At 57.3% G+C, this 2,102-nt stretch carries 1 protein-coding gene and 1 pseudogene; both read left to right on the top strand.

Features of this window, described 5'->3' with window-relative positions:
- The first annotated feature begins 214 nt into the window (after positions 1 to 214).
- Positions 215 to 1,579 (top strand): L-serine ammonia-lyase, encoded by a 1,365-nt coding sequence (locus tag ERD80_RS22170; protein ID WP_058774595.1) that lies wholly within the window; start codon positions 215 to 217, stop codon positions 1,577 to 1,579.
- Positions 1,580 to 1,813: 234 nt separating this feature from the next.
- Positions 1,814 to 2,102, top strand: a pseudogene (locus tag ERD80_RS22165) (DUF515 domain-containing protein); the annotation flags it as partial.

Genomic DNA, 2,102 nt, shown 5'->3' with positions numbered 1-2,102 from the left:
GGCCAGCAGATCGCCCTGCCCTGATCCCCCGTCCCGTTTCACCCTGCCCGAAAAATTGATCCCGTTCACATCCGGGGATACGGATAACTATTTCTGTGGTTTATAATTAGTTTATTTCATGCGAAAAGCTGCTCGCTGCCGCCCGCTGGCGATTACTATTAGCCGCATTAACGGCCTGCGCCGTAGAAAAGAAGATTTGTGAGGAGCGTCACCGGTGATAAGTGTTTTTGACATGTTCAAAGTGGGTATCGGCCCGTCCAGTTCGCATACCGTTGGCCCGATGAAAGCGGGCAAACAGTTTGTTGACCTGCTGATCGAACAGGGCAAGCTGCAGGACGTGACGCGCGTGGCGGTGGATGTCTACGGCTCACTGTCGCTCACCGGGAAAGGACACCACACCGACATTGCCATCATCATGGGTCTGGCCGGCTTTGAGCCTGCCAGCGTCGACATCGACAGCATTCCGGCGTTTATCAAAGATGTCGAAACGCGTGAGCGGCTGCTGCTGGCACAGGGCGCGCGCGAGGTCGACTTCCCGCGTGACGGCGGTATGGTATTCCGCAGCGAAAACCTGTCGCTGCATGAAAACGGCATGACCCTGTACGCGTTTGCCGGCGATCGGCTGCTTGAGCGCAAAACCTATTACTCGATTGGCGGCGGCTTTATTGTCGACGAAGCGCATTTTGGTCAGTCAGTGCTGGATGAGGTCGCCGTGCCCTACCCGTTCCATTCAGCCAAAGAGTTGCTCAGTCATTGCCGCGATACCGGCATGTCGCTTTCCGGGCTGGTGATGAAAAACGAACTGGCGCTGCACAGCCGTGACGAGATTTACGCCTATTTTGGCAACATCTGGCAAACCATGCAGGCGTGTATCGATCGTGGCCTGAATACCGAAGGGGTGCTGCCGGGCCCGCTGCGCGTGCCGCGTCGGGCGGCGTCGCTGCGACGTCTACTGGTCTCCTCAACCAAACATTCTAACGATCCGATGAACGTCATCGACTGGGTCAATATGTTTGCGCTGGCGGTGAATGAAGAGAATGCGGCCGGTGGTCGTGTGGTCACCGCACCGACCAACGGTGCCTGCGGTATCGTGCCGGCGGTGCTGGCGTATTACGATCACTTCATCGAAACGGTCACGCCGGATATCTTTATCCGCTACTTCCTCGCCTCGGGCGCGATTGGCGTGTTGTACAAAATGAACGCTTCGATTTCCGGTGCCGAAGTCGGCTGCCAGGGCGAAGTAGGCGTGGCCTGCTCAATGGCCGCCGCTGGCCTCGCTGAACTGCTGGGAGCCAGCCCGGAGCAGGTGTGTGTTGCCGCTGAAATCGGCATGGAACACAACCTCGGACTGACCTGCGATCCGGTCGCCGGTCAGGTACAGGTGCCATGCATTGAGCGTAACGCCATTGCTTCGGTGAAAGCGATCAACGCCGCGCGAATGGCGCTGCGCCGCACCAGCGAGCCGCGCGTATCGCTGGATAAGGTGATCGAGACTATGTACGAGACCGGCAAAGACATGAACGCTAAATATCGTGAGACCTCGCGCGGCGGTCTGGCGATCAAGGTGCAGTGCGACTGACCGGCAACGTCGCGTTTCGCTGCTGACAATTGCAGCGATCGGCCATTATTTCTGCAATGGCCTCTACCTCCGCGTTATCAAACCAGATACATTATTTTTGCGCGCGACCTCTACCGGTCGCGCGATTTTTTAGTGCCGCTTTTTTTCTCCAGCCGCGCTAAATTTGGCCGCCGCCATGCCGATAACCTTCACGTTAATTTGGCCTCATTCTTTGTCTTAGCAAGGTGGTTACTGATGCTCCTTCCCCAGCAATTTGTGGGTCAATTTCGCCGTAAGCGCCTGCTTATTGCGTTGGTGATCGCGTCGCTGGTTCTCATTCTTACGCTGACTTTTCGCTACATCGAAGAGAAGTCACGCATTGAGCAGCAGTCCCTTAACTTTGCCACCCGCGCGATTGAGCGCTTTGACCGCATGTTTTCGCCGCTGGACGTCTCCGCCAACAACACGCTGGGGCTGGTGGGCGTGCCCTGCACGCAGGTGCGCTACCCGCTGATTGAGAAGATCGCGGCGCTGCAAACCGTGC

Origin of the sequence: Pantoea sp. R102 (assembly GCF_004916815.1) — a bacterium.
Classification (GTDB): Bacteria; Pseudomonadota; Gammaproteobacteria; order Enterobacterales; family Enterobacteriaceae; genus Pantoea; species Pantoea dispersa.
This window is presented reverse-complemented; position numbering and strand designations above follow the sequence as displayed.